Origin of the sequence: Paenibacillus suaedae (assembly GCF_032337355.1) — a bacterium.
GTDB lineage: Bacteria > Bacillota > Bacilli > Paenibacillales > Paenibacillaceae > Paenibacillus_B > Paenibacillus_B suaedae.
Genome location: NZ_JAVYAA010000002.1, coordinates 879,739 through 898,443, shown reverse-complemented (window position 1 = coordinate 898,443; position 18,705 = coordinate 879,739). Strand labels below are relative to the sequence as shown.

The following is an 18,705-nucleotide window of genomic DNA, read 5'->3' as shown; positions in this document are numbered from 1 at the left end:
GCTAGTGATGACAGCAAATGAAAATATTTATACGCACTTTCACCCTGATGAGCGTGTGTTTGTCGATCGCGCTGCGGAGTGGGTGGAACGTGCGGCGCAAGTCCACGAGATCCGTCGTACTGATTTTTTGGATCCGAGACAAGCTTTTATTGTGGCTACATTGGTCAATCGGAATGCTGATGTTCAGCTGCGCTTGGATGGAGGGCATGAGCAGGCCGAACGCAAGCGTGCGCTCATTGCTCCCGATTATGTATACACAGACGGAGAAGAAATGGGGATGCAAGTCCTTCAAATTACTTCTTCCGACCGCAATTGGGGGCAGCTTGAGCATGGCGATTTCTTGGGAGCTGTGCTCGGGCTTGGCATAAAGCGAGACAAAATTGGCGATATTCACGTTAACGATGATCGTTGCCACATTGTGATCACAGAAGAAATTGGGGCTTTTCTCGATACACATCTGCGTCAGGTACATCGCGTGAATGTAATGACCGAGATTGTCCCATTATCCGAGCTTCGGACTGCTCATGCAGAGCTGAATATGATGTCCATAAGTGTTGCATCCCTTCGATTGGATGGTATTGCCAGTGATGTATTCAGACTTAGCCGAACGAAGATCGTAACCCCGATCAAGGCGGGGAGATGCAAGGTGAACTGGAAGGTAGAAGAAAATCCGTCCACCCAGCTCCAAGCGGGGGATGTTGTCTCCTTGCAAGGGTTCGGACGATTCAAAGTAATAGAAATTGAAGGCGTATCGAAAAAAGGCCGCATGCGTATTTCGGTAGGTACTTATACACGTTGAGCTCGCTGTAGTTTGTACGTTTGCAGCTAAGAGGGTTCGAAAAGACATGATTTGCCGCATGCTTTTGTAATTTTGAGGAGGTGCACACGATGCCATTGACACCACTAGACATACATAACAAGGAATTTAGCCGCAAGCTGCGCGGTTATGATGAGGACGCTGTTAACGAGTTCCTCGATCAGATTATTAAAGATTATGAAGCGCTAATTCGCGAGAACAAGGAACTGCAAAACCATGCAAACTCCTTGCAGGACAAGCTTGACCATTTCGCGAATCTTGAGGAAACCTTGAGCAAAACGATCATCGTTGCACAAGAAGCTGCGGATGAAGTGAAGAGCAATGCGAAGAAGGAAGCACAGCTTATCGTCAAAGAAGCTGAGAAAAATGCAGATCGCATCGTGAACGATGCACTGGCGAAGTCGCGCAAAGTTGCGTTGGAAGTTGAGGAGCTTAAGAAGCAATCCTCGATCTATCGTGCACGCTTCCGCACATTGGTTGAGGCTCAGATGGAGCTGCTCAATCAAGACGGCTGGGATGCGCTTGAGCGTGAAGAAGTGAAGGAAGTTAAAGAATTGTATTAGTCGTAGGGGCGGCTGATTGACATTTGCCGCAAAACACGATATAAATATGTATTAATAACGTGATATTCAATGACGGGAACGCACTGACACGCCCATCCGTTCTTCAGAGAGTCGGAGCAGGTGAGAACCGACGAACGAATCGTGTTCAGACATCATCCCAGAGAAGATATGCCGAATGCAGTTGGTTGGATTAAGGCTGGCGTAGTAAGCATATCCGGATCCCCTCCGTTATTGGGGGCTTGTATGCTTGGAGAAGCATGCATGATGAAGGTGCCGTACGACAATGTTGTAAGTCATTGTTGGACGGAACAAGGGTGGTAACGCGAGCAGAACCTCGTCCCTTTTTGGGAGGAGGTTTTTTTTGTTTCCTCAATTATGTATCGAAGAAAGGAAGTATCACTGTGAGAAAAGTTGATGTCAAAGAACGCGCCCGGGAACGGGAGCTGCGTGTATTGGCGAAATGGAACGCGGAAGATACATTTGCCAAGTCCATCGAGCATCGCGCAGACAAACCTAATTTCGTATTTTATGAAGGACCGCCTACAGCAAACGGAAAGCCTCATATTGGGCACGTGCTCGGACGTGTAATTAAGGACTTTATTTGCCGCTACAAGACAATGTCCGGCTATCGTGTCGTGCGTAAAGCGGGCTGGGATACACATGGTCTACCTGTAGAACTTGGTGTTGAGAAGCAGCTTGGCATTTCTGGCAAACAGGAAATTGAGAACTATGGGGTAGAAGCATTCGTTAAAAAATGTAAAGCGAGTGTATTCGAATATGAGAAGCAGTGGCGTGAGCTTACGGAAGCGATCGGGTACTGGACGAATCTCGATGATCCATACATCACGCTTGATAACAACTATATTGAAAGTGTGTGGCACATCCTGTCCACGATTCATAAAAAAGGATTGTTGTACCGTGGGCACCGTGTAAGTCCATATTGCCCATGCTGCCAAACGACACTCAGTTCGCATGAGGTAGCACAAGGTTATGAAACGGTGAAGGATTTGTCTGCAACTGTGAAGTTCAAGCTGCATGACAATGGCGAATATGTGCTTGCTTGGACAACCACACCGTGGACATTGCCAGCACACGCTGCACTTGCCATGAATCCGAACATGGATTATGTTCGCGTTCAGCAAGAAGACGGTGTATATATCGTTGCGAAAAATCTGGTTGAAGATGTGATGCAGGGCGAGTACACGATCTTGTCTGAGCATAAAGGCTCTGAGTTCATTGGCAAGACGTATGCTGCTCCATTCCCATATGTTGTGCCCGAGAAGGGACATCTTATCGTCGCTGCTGATTTCGTAACAGATTCCAGCGGTACGGGTATCGTTCATATGGCCCCGGCTCACGGTGAAGACGACTACAAGAGCTGCCGTGAGAATGGAATCAGCTTCATCAGTGTTGTGAATGCCCAAGGCCGCTATAACGATGAGATTACTGATTTTGCAGGACGCTTCGTGAAGGATTGCGATATCGACATCGTGAAGAAGCTGTCTGAGAACGGAACCTTGTACTCCAAGGAAAAATACGAGCACAGCTATCCATTCTGCTGGCGCTGCAAAACGCCGCTTCTCTACTATGCGACAGAATCGTGGTTCATTGAGACGACAGCGGTTAAAGATCAATTAATAGCAAATAACAGTAAGGTCGACTGGTACCCTGGTCATATTCGCGAAGGCCGCTTCGGCAACTTCTTGGAAGACTTGGTGGACTGGAATATTAGCCGTAACCGTTACTGGGGCACACCGCTAAACGTATGGGTATGCGGATCCTGTAAAGGTGAATACTCGCCAGACAGCCATCAAGACTTGCGCGATCGTGCGACGTCGCCGGTAGATGAGAACCTGGAGCTGCATAAGCCATATGTGGATGAAGTTAAGCTGCACTGTCCACATTGCGAACACGGTGTAATGGAACGTACGTCAGAAGTTATTGACGTATGGTTCGATAGTGGTTCGATGCCATTCGCTCAGCACCATCATCCGTTCGGAGATGAGAAGAAGTTCGAAGAACAGTTCCCTGCAGACATCATCTGTGAAGGAATTGACCAGACTCGCGGCTGGTTCTTCAGCTTGCTCGCCGTTGCAACGCTGTATAAAGGCATAGCGCCATACAAGGCCGTTATCTCAACGGGTCACGTGCTCGATGAAAATGGACAGAAAATGTCCAAATCGAAGGGCAATGTTATCGATCCATGGGATATTATCAATGAGTACGGTACAGATGCATTCCGCTGGGCATTGCTGTCGGATAGTGCACCTTGGAACTCGAAGCGCTTCTCGAAGCAAATCGTAGCAGAAGCGAAATCCAAAGTAATTGATACGCTTGTGAACACGCATGCCTTCTATGCGCTGTATGCTTCCATTGATCAATATGATGCTAGTGCATATGAAGAGCGTCCATCGAACAACAAGCTGGATCGTTGGATCTTGTCTCGCTTGCATACGCTGATCGCAAGTGTAAGCAAAGGACTGCAAGCGAATGATTTCTTGAATCCGGCAAAAGCTATCGAGTCTTACATCGATGAGTTGAGCAACTGGTACATCCGCCGTTCCCGTGACCGCTTCTGGGGCAGCGAGATGACAGAGGACAAATTGTCCGCCTACCAAACGCTTCGCCGTGTTCTGCTCACGTTGTCCAAACTTATCGCGCCATATGCTCCGATGATTGCAGAAGACATCTACATGAATCTTGGCGGCACAAGCGAGAGTGTGCATTTAGCTGACTATCCTGTTGCAGATCAAGCCTTGATAGATGCCGAATTGGAACGCGATATGGAAACAGCTCGTGAAATCGTTGAGCTGGCACGCAACGTACGTAATGAAACAGGCATCAAAACGCGTCAACCGCTGTCTGAACTTATCGTGTCCATGGATCGAGAGTTCCATCTGGAGGCTTATGAAGAAGTCATCAAGGAAGAGATCAATGTGAAGGAGATTCGCCTCGAGACAAGCGACTCCGGCTTTGTTGATTTTACATTGAAGCTTAACCTCAAAGTAGCCGGCAAGAAATACGGCAAAAATGTCGGTGTCCTGCAAGGCGCTTTGAAGTCGATGGCTGCTGAGGACACTCGTCGTATCGTCGAATCCGGTGTATGGAACTTCACGAACCAAGACGGTGAAAGCTTCGAGGTGACACGTGAGGAGCTTCTGATTGAGAAGCAAGCGAAATCTGGCTTCGCATCAGCATCAGGTTATCAAATTACAGTCGCATTGAATACGGAGATTACGCCGGAACTCGAGCAAGAGGGCTGGGTTCGCGAAGTTGTTCGCGGTATCCAAGACTTGCGCAAGAAGCTTGATCTGCCAATTGAGAAACGGGTCGATATCGTTCTGGATGTCGATGCGCAATTGCAAGCGGCGATTCAAGCGTTCGAGTCCACACTGCGTGATAACGTACTCGTTGCGAACTTGTCGTTTGGTTCTCAAGAGGGTATGGAATCCGTTGATTTGGGACAGAAGACGATCCGAGTCGCAATTGCGTAGCAGTTTCTGCGTATAGATGTTTCCAATTCAGGGGAGTCTATGACGAATAAGAGGGGGAGAGCGTTGACCTTGCAGATGGTTAATCCATCTGTTCGGTCACGCTCTTTTTGCGATATAAGGGGATCAGTACATCGGCTTTCACAGAGGAGGAAATGTCATGACAGCGCATGATTCGAACAATTCTACAAATCCACAGAACCCAAGTGCCGAGCGTGAACAAATAGTAATTCAACAAGGGGGCAATACTCACACAACCAAGAGTGGGCAGCAATTGACGGATTCGAGTTCATTGGATACCCAAGGAGAATCAAAAGCAGGCGTATCCATCACCACTACGCAAGATGAAGATGATGCTAAAAAAATGATGAAGAGCATTCATGATTATACGCTGCAAATTGCACAAGCGATGGAGAAGTCTAGAATTTCAGAATACAATGAATTGCTGTTCAATCCGCGCAAGCTGATCTGGGTGAACCTCATGGGTGGAGCGGCCCGCGGTGTTGGAATTGCGATTGGATTTACGCTATTTACGGCTATCATTGTCTACATTTTGCAATATTTAGGCGCGCTCAATCTGCCTATCATCGGTGATTTTATCGCTGACATTGTACGAATTGTTCAACATCAGCTTGATGCGAAGTTCTATTGATTCCCATCGTAATCGGCATCATATTCTTGATCAGGCTCGAATAACCCGACGCCCTCTTGGTTATCCATATATTGACGATATTGACGATTGCGAACGATAGTTACATGGCGTCCTGTCATATCCGTAGCGACAAAGCTCTCATAGGCTTCAACACAGCCATCGAGTTCTTCGGATGCTTCGATGTAGAGATTGCCATAATCATCGACGTCACGTTCTTCATGCATGGCAGGTGTATTGGATGTCCCCCAGGACTCGACTATTTGCCAAGCATCTTCACCGTCGAAGCCATTTTGCGTATCTTCGTCAAGGCTAGTCCTCCCGAATGGAGGCATAAGAAACTGTTCTTCGACCGGCCGACGTTCGGACACAATCTGCTCAGGGGAATGCTCGACGCAATACATCGTGGAAGGGACGGCTTCAAGACGTTCATAAGGGATGTCTCTGCCGCATACAACACACTTGCCGTATTGTCCCTTATCCATGCGGGATAGGGCAGTATCAATGCGTTCAAGCAATATTTCATCGTGCTCATTTAGTGCGATGTCCTTACCGCGCTCGAACATCTCAGTACCAACGTCCGCGGGGTGATTGTCCAGTGTAGACAGCTCTCCTGTGTTTTCACGTAAGGAATTGGACAAACCATAATGATCTCCGTGATGAAGACGGCGCTCGATCTGAGCCTTGGATTGCAGCAATTGTTGTTGCAAGCTGTTTAATTGTTCAGAGGATAGTCGATTCATTCGTGCAGAACGCTCCTTTCGCGTTGGCGTAACTTATGTCTAGCATGTGCAAGTTGAAGGACGTTCCTGCGTGGTAAATGGCGTAGGCGTTGGATTGGTTTGGGTTCGGCTCCTGTGATACAATGAGCACAGCTTCAAGTTCTTTCACACTTAATAAAAATTAAATGAGGTGACTGTGGCACGTGTGGTACTATATTATCGCCTTTATTGTTTTGCTGATTGATCAAGTAAGCAAATGGATGATCGCTACGAATTTGCAACTGAGAGAAAAAATTTCGGTAATTGGTGACTTTTTCTTGATTACGTCGCATCGGAATACGGGGGCGGCCTTCAGTATTTTAGAAAATCAACGCTGGTTCTTCATTGTCGTTACGACAGTGGTAGTAATCGGACTTGTATGGTATATGCAGAAGATTAAACATCAGAGTGGAGTCATATTGCCACTGGGACTCAGCTTGATCTTAGGTGGGGCGATCGGCAATTTTATCGACCGTCTGCTTACAGGGGAAGTTGTTGATTTCCTGCAGTTCAATTTCGGGTCGTACACGTTCCCAATATTCAATGTAGCAGATATGGGAATCTGTATCGGCGTAGGACTGGTACTGCTTGATGCGCTCGTTACCGTGAAGCGGGAGAATCAATCCGGCACGGGTACACCTGCAGAACAACAAGATCATTCATCGAACCAAGCATAGGATTAGCATAGAGGGGATTGTAAGTAATGACAGAAGAACATCGATTGCAAGAACAAGCAGGGGACGAAGGTCGAGAGCCATACATATGGACGGTCGAGTCGGCTAATGCCAAAGATCGGATCGACAAATTTATTACAGAGTCAATTGAAGAAGAGGTTTCTCGGTCACAAGTCCAACTATGGATACGTGATCAGCATGTGCTCGTGAATGGTAATCCAGTGAAGCCGAACTATAAAGTAGCAGCCGAAGATGTCATCACACTGACAATGCCTGAGCCGGAGTCTGCTGATATTGTAGCTGAGGATATTCCACTGGATGTATATTTTGAAGATAAGGACGTTATTGTAATTAATAAGCCGCGTGGAATGGTTGTCCATCCAGCACCAGGACATACCTCGGGGACGGTTGTTAATGCATTGATGTTCCATTGTCGTGATTTGTCTGGTATTAACGGCGAACTTCGGCCTGGAATTGTTCACCGCATTGATAAGGATACATCAGGCTTGCTGATGGCGGCCAAGCATGATCGCGCACATGTTCACCTAGCAGCACAGCTGAAAGAACATTCGGTTACACGGAAATATGTGGCGCTTGTGCACGGGAATGTGCCTCATGATCAAGGAACAATCGACGCCCCAATTGGGCGTGATACCCATGATCGGAAGATGTACACCGTAACCGAGAATAACAGCAAGCATGCAGTGACACATTTTAAAGTAATGGAGCGGTTCGGAGACGCGACCCTTGTTGAATTGCAATTGGAGACAGGTCGTACACATCAGATCCGTGTGCATATGAAATTCATTGGTCATCCTCTTGTCGGGGATCCAATGTACAGTCGAGGGACGCGCGGTCTGACTATGAATGGACAGGCATTACATGCCATGACGCTGGGATTCGTACATCCTGCAAGCGGGGAGACTGTGGAACTTCATGCTCCGCTTCCGGAAGACATGGAGAACTTGCTTCATTCCATTCGCAATAGATAGTTGCTGTGTAGTCGTAATTATGCAAATTAAACCATGATATTTAGTTGTAAAATAGTGTGTATTCTGATATTCGTGTGAAAAAAGTGCAAATTGTATTGGAGATCGTTCATTCCTTTCGTCGTCATTATCAAGCATAGTTAATACATTGGCATCATAACCGATGATATAAGACTGGTGCAGGAGAAGGGGCTGGATAAGATGACGACAGAATTTTATCAAAACACATATATTCAACATACATTTGCAGAGCGAATTGGTGGAGCCAATTACGGAAAAGACACGAATATCTACAAATTTGAAAAGATCAAACGAGCTAAGGCTGCTGCCAAATTACAGTTCCCTGATGTGGAATTGATCGATATGGGTGTCGGTGAACCGGATGAAATGGCTGACGCAGGTATCGTGGCTGCATTGGCAGAAGAAGCGTCCAAGCCCGAAAACCGCGGTTACGCTGATAATGGCATTGCAGAGTTTAAGCATGCTGCGGCAACCTACTTGAAAGAAGTATTTCAGGTCGAAGGAATTGATCCAGACACTGAGGTGCTTCATTCCATTGGTACGAAGCCAGCGCTTGCGATGCTGCCTTCCTGCTTCATCAATCCAGGGGACATTACGATTATGACGGTTCCTGGCTATCCGGTAATGGGTACGCACACGAAATATTTAGGAGGAGAAGTGTATAACATTCCGCTTACGGCTGACAATAACTTCTTGCCTGATTTGGATGCTATCCCTGAAGAGGTGTGCCAACGGGCCAAGCTGCTCTATTTGAACTATCCGAACAATCCAACTGGAGCAGTAGCGAGTGTTGAGTTCTTCACCAAGGCCATTGCTTGGGCGAAGCAGCATAAGGTCATCATTGTACATGATGCCCCTTACGCAGCGTTGACCTATGACGGCAACAAGCCGCTAAGCTTCTTGAGCGTACCTGGGGCGAAGGACGTTGGGGTTGAGCTCCATTCCTTGTCCAAGTCGTACAACATGACGGGATGGCGCATTGGCTTTATTGCCGGCAATCCGCTCATAGTGAAGGCATTCGGTGACGTCAAGGACAATAACGATTCCGGCCAGTTCATCGCGATCCAGAAGGCAGCTGCATACGGCCTGGCTCATCCAGAGATTACGGAAGCGATCGCTGACAAATACTCTCGCCGTCATGACCTGCTAGTTGCAGCACTTAATGAAGCGGGATTCCGTGCCGTTAAGCCGCAAGGTTCCTTCTTCCTCTATGTTGAAGCACCAAAGGCGGTACAGGGAGGGCCAGAATTCAGAACGGCTGAGGACTTCTCCCAATATTTAATTCGAGAGAAGTTAATCTCGACAGTGCCTTGGGATGATGCAGGACGCTTTATTCGGTTTTCAGTTACGTTCCAAGCCCGGGGCGAGGCGGAAGAGAAGCGTGTAATGAGTGAGCTCAAGCGCAGACTTACCGACGTTGAATATATTTTCTAAAATTTATATGAGTAGTATTACTTGACATGGATCGTGAGAAGTGGGATAATCCAGTTAATCAAATAAGACCTTTAAATCAGTCCCGTGAGACTGGCAAGGTAACGCTCGTTTACGAGAAAGAACACGTGAAGAGCGGAAGGAAGAAGCATGTCCGTCAGATGCCGAGAGCTATGATGGATCGCGAAGAGCTTCTACTTCTGCGCTGTAGCTTCATGCAGCTTCTTTCCGCGCATATCGTGAATGCAAAACTCCTTGCCTACGGGCAAGGAGTTTTTTTGTATCTGCGCACACTATCGATAAACAGCCCAGTCCTTACTCGTGTAAGGGTGGGAAAACGGAAGGAGACAAAATCCAAATGAGCACGACCGAATTCAACATCATTATGGATGAAGCAGCGATTCGACGAGCACTAACACGGATCGCACACGAAATTCTCGAACGAAATAAAGGCATTGAAAACTGTGTACTTGTCGGAATCCGGACAAGAGGGATCTTCTTCGCAAGGCGCATTGCCGAACGAATCCAACTGATTGAGAATGTGAACATTCAAGTCGGAGAGTTGGATATCACGAGATATCGCGATGACAAGAAGCGGGAAGAGCGGGAGGCGGCAGACATTAGTGAGCCATTCCCAATACAGGATAAGAAAATTATCTTGTGCGACGATGTGCTCTATACAGGGCGGACGATTCGTGCAGCAATGGATGCACTAATGGATCAGGGCCGACCGCAAATGATTCAGCTGGCGGTACTGGCAGATAGAGGGCATCGGGAATTGCCGATTCGACCTGATTATGTCGGTAAAAACGTACCGACTTCACGCACCGAAGAGATTGAAGTTGCCTTGAAGGAATTAGACGGCATCGATGAAGTGAAAATCGTACACCACAGGGGGTAGCAGTAATGACAATACAGTTGGAACGTACGGTAAAAGACCGCAGCTTACTGGGCTTAAAGTCACTAAGCAGATTCGAAATCGAATCCATTTTGAATCGAGCCGCACATTGGGATGGGCAGGATGTTAAAGTACAAGATGCATTAAAAAATAAATTTGTAGCCAACATGTTTTTCGAGAACAGCACGCGCACCCGCTGTTCGTTCGAAGTAGCCGAGAAGCGTCTGGGTGCAGAGGTTATCAACTTCTCTGCATCCTCCTCGAGTGTAGAGAAGGGCGAATCAATCTACGATACGGTTCGAACACTCGAATCTATGGGCATGGATGCAGGGGTTATCCGCTTGAAGCCGATTGGGCTCTTGGAACAAATTGCGGAACGCGTCAAGATGCCGCTGATCAACGCAGGCGACGGGAATAATGAGCATCCTACACAGGCACTCCTAGACCTGTACACAATGCGCAAGCATTTTGGACAGCTAGATGGACTGAATGTCACGATAGTCGGAGATATTGAGCACAGCCGAGTGGCACGCTCTAATTTATACGCGCTTCGCAAGTTCGGAGCGAACGTAAGCTTCTGTGCACCGGACAATATGCGTGCTCATGATTTGGATGCACCGTTTGTGACGATGGATGAGGCGCTGCAGTCAGATGTGGTCATGATGCTTCGCGTACAACTTGAGCGTCATGAATCAGAAGTGATGCACTCGACAGCGGCGTACCGGTCAGAGTACGGCATGACGCTTGAACGCGTCGCATTGATGAAGAAACATGCGATTGTTATGCATCCAGCTCCTGTCAATCGCAATGTAGAAATCGATGACGAGGTCGTTGAAGCAGAACAGTCGCGAATCTTCGAGCAAATGGCAAACGGGGTTCCCGTACGGATGGCAGTACTGGAGCGAGCACTCTCATAGGAATCACATCTTATATAGAAGAAATCGATAGATTGAAATTGAATGAAATTGAAAAATACCAACCAAACGGACGAAAACTTCACAATGGCACCGTAAGGAGAGAGAAACCGATGATCGTATTAACAAATGCAAAGATATTAAATACCGAAGGCGAATTGGTTGACGCTAACATTTGGATGGAAGAAGGCGTCATCCGTCGGATTACGAATCGCGAAGAAGCTGCTCCAGCGGGAGCAGAAGTTCATGACATCGAAGGAAAATTCGTATCGGCAGGCTTCATCGACATGCACGTTCATTTGAGAGAGCCTGGCTTTGAACATAAAGAAACGATTGCAACAGGTACTCACTCCGCGGCAAAGGGTGGATTTACAACAATCGCATGTATGCCAAATACACGTCCAGTCACAGACACACCAGAAACGGTACAACTTATACTCGATAAGGCTAAGCAAGAAGGCTATGTGAAGGTCTTGCCTTATGGCTCGATTACGAAGAGTGAGCTGGGAAGAGAGCTTACAGACTTTGTAGCCTTGAAAAATGCAGGTGTTGTCGGCTTCACAGACGATGGGGTTGGCGTACAGAATGCCCAAATGATGAAGGATGCGATGAACTGGGCCAAGGAACTGGGCATGCCGGTTATCGCACACTGTGAAGATGATTCGCTAGTTAAAGGTGCGGCAGTAACAGATGGAGAGTTCGCCCGCAAGCATGGATTGAAGGGGATTCCGAATGAATCGGAAGCGATTCATGTAGGCCGGGATGTGCTGCTGGCAGAAGCGACAGGCGTACATTATCATGTGTGCCACGTTAGCACAGAACAGTCCGTTCGGCTTATCCGTCAAGCGAAGCAGTTCGGTGTGAAGGTGACTGCAGAGATATGTCCACATCACCTGCTTCTCTCAGATGAAGATATCCCGGGATTGGATGCAGACTGGAAGATGAATCCACCGCTTCGCTCGCCTCGCGATGTAGAAGCCTGCATTGAGGCGCTGGTAGATGGCACAATCGACATTGTCGTAACAGACCATGCACCACATAGTGAAGAAGAGAAAGCCAAAGGGATGGAGCTTGCACCGTTCGGTATTGTCGGATTGGAAACTGCATTCCCTCTCCTTTATACGAAATTTGTAGCGACAGGCAAATGGCCGCTATCTCTGCTCGTCAATCGCATGACAAGCGACCCGGCAAGAACGTTCGGCTTGAATACAGGACGTCTTGAAGAAGGAGCGCCGGCTGATATTACGGTTATTGACTTGGAGACCGAGCATAAGGTGAATCCGGACGAATTCTTGACTAAGGGACGGAATACGCCGTTCACAGATTGGAGCTTGAAGGGATGGCCAGTGAAGACATTCGTAGACGGCCGTCTTGTATGGAGCAAGTAACAAGATTGATAGATAGTCCATTATAGATAGATAAGAATAGCAACGTGAAGTGCATAAGATAGAGAGCGAGGAGTGACGGACATGCAAGCAAGATTGTTGTTGGAAGATGGTACCCTCTTTACAGGAACGGGGTTCGGTGCAGACGGTGAGTCTGTAGGTGAGGTTGTATTTAATACAGGGATTACAGGATATCAAGAGGTATTATCCGACCCATCTTATTGCGGACAAATTGTAACGATGACGTACCCGCTGATTGGCAACTACGGCATTACGCGCGATGACTTCGAATCCATTCGTCCCTACGTAAACGGGTTCGTCGTGCGCAGACATGAAGAAGTTCCTAGCAACTGGCGCGCTGAGTATTCGGTAGACCGTCTTCTGAAAGAATACGGCATCGTAGGCATCAGCGGCATCGATACGCGCATGCTGACTCGCAAGCTTCGTCACTTTGGTACGATGAAGGGATTGCTGACAACGGGCAACCAATCAATAGAAGAATTGAAGGAAATGCTAGGTGTTGCGGAATTGATGCGGGATCAAGTAGCACGCACTTCAACGAAGCAGATGTTCTCCAGCCCTGGTGACAAAGAACGCATCGTACTTGTCGACTTCGGCGCGAAGAGCGGTATCGTGCGCGAGCTGACAAAGCGCGGCTGTGATGTAGTCGTCGTTCCTCATGACACAACAGCAGACGAAATTCGGCGCTTGCGCCCTGATGGAATTCAATTGTCCAACGGCCCTGGGGATCCGAAGGATGTGCCGCATGCTGTGAAGATGCTGCAAGAGCTTCTTGGAGAGTATCCAATCTTCGGTATCTGCTTGGGACACCAATTGTTCGCACTCGCTTGCGGAGCTGACACTGGGAAATTGAAGTTCGGCCATCGCGGTGGAAACCATCCGGTTAAAGAGCTCGCAACGAATCGCTGCTATATTACTTCTCAGAACCATGGATATACAGTTCTGGAGGATTCGGTACAAGGTACGGAATTGAAAGTAACTCATATCAACAATAACGATAAAACAATTGAAGGACTTGCACATGCGAAGTACCCAGCCTTCTCGGTACAATATCACCCAGAAGCGGCTCCTGGTCCGCATGACAGCAGCTACTTGTTCGACCAATTCATTGATATGATTCGAGAGCATAAACGCAATCAACCTAAGACTCCGCGCCAAGCGGAGCTCGTAGCACAGCTGAAAGGGGAACTATAAAATGCCGAAAAATAACAACCTCAAGAAAATCCTTGTTATCGGATCAGGCCCGATCGTAATCGGTCAGGCAGCCGAGTTCGACTATGCAGGAACACAAGCATGTGAAGCACTGAAAGAAGAAGGCATGGAAGTCGTTCTCATCAACAGCAACCCAGCTACGATTATGACAGATACAAATATGGCCGATAAGGTGTATATCGAGCCGATTACTCTGGAGTTTGTAACACAGATTATCCGCCAAGAGCGCCCAGATGGATTGCTTCCGACACTGGGTGGCCAGACTGGCTTGAATATGGCTATGGAACTTGCTCGTGCAGGTGTGCTTGAGCAAGAGAACGTGAAGCTTCTCGGGACGCAGCTAGATTCCATTGAGCGCGCAGAAGACCGTGACTTGTTCCGCGACCTGATGCGTGAACTGGAGCAGCCGGTACCGGAAAGTGTTATTGTCAACTCGGTACAGGAAGCAGTTGACTTCGCAAATACGATTGGGTACCCAATCATCGTCCGTCCTGCTTATACGCTTGGGGGTACAGGCGGCGGTATTTGCGCGAACGAAGAAGAGTTGCGCGATACGGTTGCATCAGGTATCCGCTACAGTCCAATCGGACAGTGCTTGATTGAGAAGAGCATCGCAGGCATGAAGGAAGTCGAGTACGAAGTTATGCGTGACGCGAACGACAACTGTATCGTAGTCTGCAACATGGAGAACTTCGACCCGGTAGGTGTCCATACAGGCGACAGTATTGTCGTAGCACCGAGCCAAACGCTGTCGGATCGCGAGTATCAAATGCTGCGCTCCGCATCGCTTAAAATTATCCGCGCGCTCAACATCGAGGGTGGATGTAACGTTCAGTTCGCGCTGGATCCACACAGCTATCAATACTACGTCATCGAGGTTAACCCTCGTGTCAGCCGCTCTTCTGCACTCGCTTCGAAAGCAACAGGCTATCCGATTGCGAAGATGGCAGCAAAAATCGCGGTCGGCTACACACTTGACGAAATCGTGAATCCAGTTACGGGGCAAACATACGCATGCTTCGAGCCTACACTCGATTACATCGTATCGAAGATTCCACGCTGGCCGTTCGATAAATTCACACAAGCGAACCGTAAGCTCGGTACGCAAATGAAAGCAACTGGCGAAGTCATGGCTATCGGACGTACATTCGAAGAGTCCATGCACAAGGCAATCCGCTCCCTGGAAATCGGCGTACATCGCTTGATGTTGAAAGGTACGGAAGAGCTGGACAAAGAAACACTGGAATATCGTCTGCAAACACCAGATGATGAGCGCATGTTCTTGCTGGCAGAAGCATTCCGCCGCGGATACACACTGCAGCAGTTGCAGGATCTCACGAAAATCGACTGGTGGTTCCTCGACAAGCTGGAAGGCATGGTCAAGTTTGAGGATCGCATTCGTGAAGAAGAAACACTGACTGAGCAAACGCTCTACGAAGCGAAGCGCATGGGCTTCACAGACCGCGCGATTGCTGAACTGCGCAGTGAAGGCCAGCCTGGCGGCACTTACACGAAGGAGGCCGAGGTTCGTGACTATCGGGTACAACAAGGCTTGAAGCCTGTCTATAAAATGGTCGATACATGTGCGGCAGAGTTCGAAGCGACAACACCGTACTACTACTCGACCTATGAAGTAGAAAATGAAGTTATTGAATCCAATAAAGAAAAAATCTTAGTACTTGGCTCTGGTCCAATTCGCATCGGTCAAGGTATCGAATTCGACTACTCGACTGTACATGCGGTATGGGCGATTCAAGATGCAGGGTATGAAGCAGTAATCATCAACAACAATCCTGAGACCGTATCAACGGACTTCAACACATCAGACCGCTTGTACTTCGAGCCGCTCTTCTTCGAAGACGTAATGAATGTTATTGAGCAGGAGAAGCCGGTAGGGGTTATCGTCCAATTCGGTGGACAAACGGCTATCAACCTTGCAGCACCGCTGGCAGCCGCTGGTGTGCGGATTCTCGGTTCGAGCTTGGAGAGCATCGATGAAGCGGAAGACCGGAAGAAATTCGAAGCTTTGCTGTCGCGCCTTCATATTGCACAGCCGCAAGGCAGCACGGTAACATCTGTTGACGAGGCAGTAGGTACGGCACAATCACTCGGCTACCCGGTACTTGTTCGTCCATCCTACGTTCTGGGCGGACGCGCAATGGAAATCGTGTACTCTGACCAAGAACTGTTGACCTACATGGAGCAAGCAGTGAAAATCAACCCTGAGCATCCGGTTCTCATCGACCGCTACATGCTTGGCAAAGAGGTTGAAGTCGATGCCATCTGTGATGGCGAGACGGTGCTTATCCCTGGTATCATGGAGCATGTTGAGCGCGCAGGGGTACACTCCGGTGACTCGATTGCGGTATATCCACCACAGCACTTGTCCGAAGAGCTGAAGCAGCAAATCGTGGATGTTACGATTCGCATCGCAAAGGAACTGAAGACGGTCGGCTTGATTAACATCCAGTTCGTCATCTACCATGACCAAGTATATGTGATTGAAGTGAATCCACGCTCCTCGCGTACGGTTCCATTCTTAAGTAAAGTGACGAACATTCCAATGGCGAATGTGGCAACGAAGCTTATCTTGGGTACGAAGCTGAGTGACCTTGGCTATCAAGAGGGCTTGTGGCCAGAAGATGACCATGTATCGGTTAAAGTTCCTGTGTTCTCGTTCGCGAAGCTGCGCCGCGTTGAACCGACACTCGGTCCTGAGATGAAATCAACAGGTGAAGTTATGGGACGCGACAAGCAATATGCGAAGGCATTGTACAAAGGCCTTATCGGTTCCGGTATGAAGATTCCTTCAACTGGCGCCATCATCTGTACAGTAGCAGATAAGGATAAGGAAGAAGCAGTTGAATTGATGCGCGGTTTCGTGGGCCTTGGCTACAAGATCATTGCGACTGGTGGAACAGCGGTTGCGCTTGAAAATGCAGGTCTGAGCGTGACAAATGTCAAGAAACTGACAGAAGGCTCGCCTAACATTCTGGATCTCATCCGCGGAGGAGAGGCGCACTTCGTTGTCAACACCTTGACGAAGGGCAAAACGCCAGAACGCGATGGCTTCCGCATTCGCCGCGAAGCAGTAGAGAACGGCGTAGTCTGCATGACATCGCTGGATACTGTACACGCGCTGCTGGGCATGCTGGAGCAAATCAACTTCTCATCCCGCGCAATGCCGGTTGTTCAGAAGTAATCACAGAAGTAATAGACGAGTATCGTCTCACAATAGAAGCAGAATCGAGGAGGCCGCAAGGCCTCCTCGGAGTATGAATAGGCTATGGACGAAGCTTGGGGCAAGGTACGAGAAAAATACGAAGAGGTGTCACGATGAACAAACGATGGAGCGAGGCAGAAGCGGCGGGCAGAATTATGGTCGCACTGGATTATCCGAATGCAGACGCAGCGAGAGAGCTGCTGCAGCAGCTGCAAGGAATCCCTTGTTATATGAAGGTAGGCATGCAGTTGTTCTATGCGGCGGGCCCAGCGTTTGTTCGCGAGCTGAAGGATAAAGGCTACAAAGTTTTTCTTGATGTAAAGATGCATGATATCCCGAACACAGTTAAGGGTGGAGCGAACAGCATCACGAAGCTAGGCGTTGATATGTTCAATGTCCATGCCGGCGGCGGTGCAGCGATGATGGCTTCTGCTATGGAGGGTGTTGAAGCGGCACTGGCTGAAAATGCGGAATTGAAGCGACCCGTCGTGATTGCAGTCACGCAATTAACGAGCACGAATGAAACGGTCATGAATGAGGAACTCGGAATTCCTGGCAAGATAGCTGACACTGTCGTACGTTATGCGAAGCTGACGAAGCTAGCAGGGCTTGACGGAGTTGTGGCATCGCCTCAGGAAGTAACTGCAATTAAGGCTGCTTGCGGAGAAGAATTCCAGACGATTACGCCTGGGATTCGTCCAGCAGGCAGTGCAAAGGGTGACCAATCCCGTGTCATGACTCCAGCACAAGCATTTGAGCAAGGAACAGATTATATTGTGGTCGGCCGCCCGATAACTGCTGCACCGAATCCACGCAACGCGATTCTATCTATTATGAAGGAGCTGTTGAACTAATGACTACAACGAACCTGGAACGCACAATTGCACAGCATCTATTAAATATCCAAGCGGTAGCGCTTCGTCCAAATGAACCATTTACGTGGACGTCAGGCATGAAATCTCCAATCTACTGCGACAATCGCTTGACGATGTCCTACCCAGAGATTCGAGATGCAATTGCAGAAGGATTTGCTTCCTTGGTGAAACAATACGCTCCTGATGCAGAAGTTATCGCAGGCACAGCTACAGCAGGCATTCCGCATGCTGCTTGGGTAGCGGACAAGCTTGGCTTGCCAATGGCTTATATTCGCGACAAGGCAAAAGGCCACGGAAAGCAAAATCAAATTGAGGGAATCATTCGTCCTGGACAGAAGGTTGTTGTCATAGAGGATTTGATTTCTACAGGTGGAAGCTCCTTGAAAGCCGCACTTGCCGTCAAGGAAGCAGGAGCTGAGCCATTGGCAGTACTGGCGATCTTCAGCTACCAATTGGAAAAAGCAACTTCTGCATTCGAGGAAGCAGGGATTCCACTTCGCACGCTGTCGAACTATACAGCACTGACGCAGACGGCACTGGATCATGGTGTTATTCAAGCCGAAGATTTGGATGTGCTCCAAGCATGGCGTCATGATCCAACGACATGGGGCAACTAAGAAGAAAAGAAGGCGAATTTAAATTTGATTTTGAATTCTATTTCTATAGATAACATTTCTTGAAGACCTTTCCTGCATCATGAGGAAGGGTCTCTTTTTTGCTAGAGTCATGAACTGACAAAAGACTACCAAAAAATAATCAGAATATTTGTCATTTTTACAGA

The 18,705-nt window shown here is 48.3% G+C and carries 17 protein-coding genes; 16 read left to right on the top strand and 1 reads right to left on the bottom strand.

Translation table 11 applies throughout. From position 1 onward, the window contains the following. Nucleotides 1-7: 7 nt before the first annotated feature. From RQP50_RS11910 to RQP50_RS11890, 5 genes are all read left to right on the top strand, one after another. Complete coding sequence (locus tag RQP50_RS11910; RefSeq protein ID WP_315745609.1) at nucleotides 8-799, top strand: YlmH family RNA-binding protein; 792 nt, start codon at nucleotides 8-10, stop codon at nucleotides 797-799. An 89-nt stretch (nucleotides 800-888) separates the two neighbouring features. Next, a complete protein-coding gene (locus RQP50_RS11905) occupies nucleotides 889-1,380 on the top strand; it encodes a DivIVA domain-containing protein (RefSeq protein ID WP_021256741.1) in 492 nt (163 codons plus the stop codon). 120 nt (nucleotides 1,381-1,500) lie between these two features. Further along, nucleotides 1,501-1,701 carry a hypothetical protein gene (locus RQP50_RS11900; protein ID WP_139070715.1) on the top strand — a complete coding sequence of 67 codons (201 nt, stop codon included), beginning with the start codon at nucleotides 1,501-1,503 and terminating at the stop codon, nucleotides 1,699-1,701. A gap of 80 nt (nucleotides 1,702-1,781) precedes the next feature. After that, complete coding sequence (ileS, locus tag RQP50_RS11895; RefSeq protein ID WP_315745608.1) at nucleotides 1,782-4,874, top strand: isoleucine--tRNA ligase; 3,093 nt, start codon at nucleotides 1,782-1,784, stop codon at nucleotides 4,872-4,874. Nucleotides 4,875-5,235: 361 nt separating this feature from the next. Then, a complete protein-coding gene (locus RQP50_RS11890; RefSeq protein ID WP_051250047.1) occupies nucleotides 5,236-5,523 on the top strand; it encodes a DUF5665 domain-containing protein in 288 nt (95 codons plus the stop codon). Here RQP50_RS11890 and RQP50_RS11885 read toward each other — a convergent pair. Beyond that, nucleotides 5,517-6,263, bottom strand: a complete 747-nt coding sequence (locus tag RQP50_RS11885) for a TraR/DksA C4-type zinc finger protein (RefSeq protein WP_315745607.1) — start codon at nucleotides 6,261-6,263, stop codon at nucleotides 5,517-5,519. The genes RQP50_RS11890 and RQP50_RS11885 overlap by 7 nt on opposite strands. A 182-nt stretch (nucleotides 6,264-6,445) precedes the next feature. On the opposite strand from RQP50_RS11885, the gene lspA reads away from it, so the two are divergent. From lspA to pyrE, 11 genes are all read left to right on the top strand, one after another. Continuing rightward, complete coding sequence (gene lspA, locus RQP50_RS11880) at nucleotides 6,446-6,958, top strand: signal peptidase II (RefSeq protein WP_072728863.1); 513 nt, start codon at nucleotides 6,446-6,448, stop codon at nucleotides 6,956-6,958. A gap of 26 nt (nucleotides 6,959-6,984) precedes the next feature. Beyond that, the gene (locus RQP50_RS11875) at nucleotides 6,985-7,947 is read left to right on the top strand and encodes an RluA family pseudouridine synthase (protein ID WP_174807528.1); all 963 of its coding nucleotides are present in this window, start codon (nucleotides 6,985-6,987) and stop codon (nucleotides 7,945-7,947) included. A gap of 198 nt (nucleotides 7,948-8,145) precedes the next feature. After that, on the top strand, nucleotides 8,146-9,399 hold the full coding sequence (locus tag RQP50_RS11870) for an LL-diaminopimelate aminotransferase (protein WP_028531265.1): 1,254 nt from the start codon (nucleotides 8,146-8,148) through the stop codon (nucleotides 9,397-9,399). Between the two features lie 26 nt (nucleotides 9,400-9,425). Continuing rightward, nucleotides 9,426-9,758: a hypothetical protein gene (locus RQP50_RS11865; RefSeq protein ID WP_315745606.1), complete on the top strand. Its 333-nt coding sequence runs from the start codon at nucleotides 9,426-9,428 to the stop codon at nucleotides 9,756-9,758. Further along, on the top strand, nucleotides 9,755-10,297 hold the full coding sequence (pyrR, locus tag RQP50_RS11860) for a bifunctional pyr operon transcriptional regulator/uracil phosphoribosyltransferase PyrR (protein WP_021256733.1): 543 nt from the start codon (nucleotides 9,755-9,757) through the stop codon (nucleotides 10,295-10,297). Before RQP50_RS11865 ends, pyrR begins: the two co-directional genes overlap by 4 nt. Before the next feature lie 5 nt (nucleotides 10,298-10,302). Beyond that, nucleotides 10,303-11,211 carry an aspartate carbamoyltransferase catalytic subunit gene (locus RQP50_RS11855; protein ID WP_315745605.1) on the top strand — a complete coding sequence of 303 codons (909 nt, stop codon included), beginning with the start codon at nucleotides 10,303-10,305 and terminating at the stop codon, nucleotides 11,209-11,211. 110 nt (nucleotides 11,212-11,321) lie between these two features. After that, nucleotides 11,322-12,596, top strand: a complete 1,275-nt coding sequence (locus tag RQP50_RS11850) for a dihydroorotase (RefSeq protein ID WP_315745604.1) — start codon at nucleotides 11,322-11,324, stop codon at nucleotides 12,594-12,596. 81 nt (nucleotides 12,597-12,677) lie between these two features. Then, nucleotides 12,678-13,808, top strand: a complete 1,131-nt coding sequence (gene carA, locus RQP50_RS11845; protein ID WP_072728858.1) for a glutamine-hydrolyzing carbamoyl-phosphate synthase small subunit — start codon at nucleotides 12,678-12,680, stop codon at nucleotides 13,806-13,808. Between the two features lies 1 nt (nucleotide 13,809). Further along, nucleotides 13,810-17,028 carry a carbamoyl-phosphate synthase large subunit gene (gene carB / locus RQP50_RS11840; RefSeq protein ID WP_072728857.1) on the top strand — a complete coding sequence of 1,073 codons (3,219 nt, stop codon included), beginning with the start codon at nucleotides 13,810-13,812 and terminating at the stop codon, nucleotides 17,026-17,028. Between the two features lie 134 nt (nucleotides 17,029-17,162). After that, a complete protein-coding gene (gene pyrF / locus RQP50_RS11835) occupies nucleotides 17,163-17,903 on the top strand; it encodes an orotidine-5'-phosphate decarboxylase (protein WP_072728856.1) in 741 nt (246 codons plus the stop codon). Further along, nucleotides 17,903-18,541, top strand: coding sequence for an orotate phosphoribosyltransferase (gene pyrE / locus RQP50_RS11830; protein WP_315745603.1), 639 nt, complete (start codon nucleotides 17,903-17,905; stop codon nucleotides 18,539-18,541). The genes pyrF and pyrE overlap by 1 nt, the downstream gene beginning before the upstream one ends. Nucleotides 18,542-18,705: the final 164 nt, after the last annotated feature.